Source organism: Morganella sp. B601, from assembly GCF_051172335.1.
Lineage (GTDB): Bacteria > Pseudomonadota > Gammaproteobacteria > Enterobacterales > Enterobacteriaceae > Morganella > Morganella morganii.
Window position 1 is genome coordinate 1 of the sequence record NZ_JBPIZE010000020.1, and the last position, 1139, is coordinate 1139.

1 protein-coding gene is annotated in these 1139 nt (G+C 51.2%); it reads left to right on the plus strand.

Annotation, left to right across the window (positions count from 1 at the left end; all coding sequences use genetic code 11):
• The coding region (tuf, locus tag ACSBQN_RS19260; RefSeq protein ID WP_434991810.1) for an elongation factor Tu at positions 1 to 1139 on the plus strand (1139 nt) is incomplete at both ends.

Sequence of the window (1139 nt, forward strand, 5' to 3'; positions counted from 1 at the left end):
TTTGAACGTACGAAACCGCACGTTAACGTTGGTACTATCGGCCACGTTGACCACGGTAAAACTACCCTGACTGCTGCAATCACCACCGTTCTGGCAAAAACCTACGGCGGTAACGCTCGTGCATTCGACCAGATCGATAACGCGCCTGAAGAAAAAGCACGTGGTATCACCATCTCTACTTCTCACGTAGAGTACGATACTCCGACTCGCCACTACGCGCACGTTGACTGCCCGGGGCACGCCGACTACGTTAAAAACATGATCACCGGTGCTGCACAGATGGACGGCGCTATCCTGGTTGTTGCTGCAACTGATGGCCCTATGCCACAGACTCGTGAGCACATCCTGTTAGGTCGTCAGGTTGGCGTTCCTTACATCATCGTATTCCTGAACAAATGTGACATGGTTGATGATGAAGAGCTGCTGGAACTGGTTGAAATGGAAGTTCGTGAACTTCTGTCTCAGTACGATTTCCCTGGCGACGACACTCCAATCGTTCGCGGTTCAGCGCTGAAAGCACTGGAAGGCGAGCCAGAGTGGGAAGCTAAAATCGTTGAACTGGCAGGCTACCTGGATTCTTACATCCCTGAGCCAGAGCGTGCAATTGACAAGCCGTTCCTGCTGCCAATCGAAGACGTATTCTCAATCTCCGGCCGTGGTACCGTTGTTACCGGTCGTGTTGAGCGCGGTATCATCAAGGTTGGTGAGGAAGTTGAAATCGTGGGTATCAAAGATACTGCGAAAACCACCTGTACCGGTGTTGAAATGTTCCGCAAACTGCTGGACGAAGGCCGTGCCGGTGAGAACGTCGGTGTTCTGCTGCGTGGTACCAAGCGTGAAGAAATCGAACGTGGTCAGGTTCTGGCTAAACCAGGTTCAATCAAACCACATACCAAATTTGAATCAGAAGTTTATATTCTGAGCAAAGATGAAGGTGGTCGTCATACTCCATTCTTCAAAGGTTACCGTCCACAGTTCTACTTCCGTACCACAGACGTAACAGGTATGATCGAACTGCCGGAAGGCGTTGAAATGGTAATGCCGGGCGACAACATCAAAATGATCGTCACCCTGATCCACCCAATCGCAATGGACGATGGTCTGCGTTTCGCAATCCGTGAAGGCGGCCGTACCGTTGG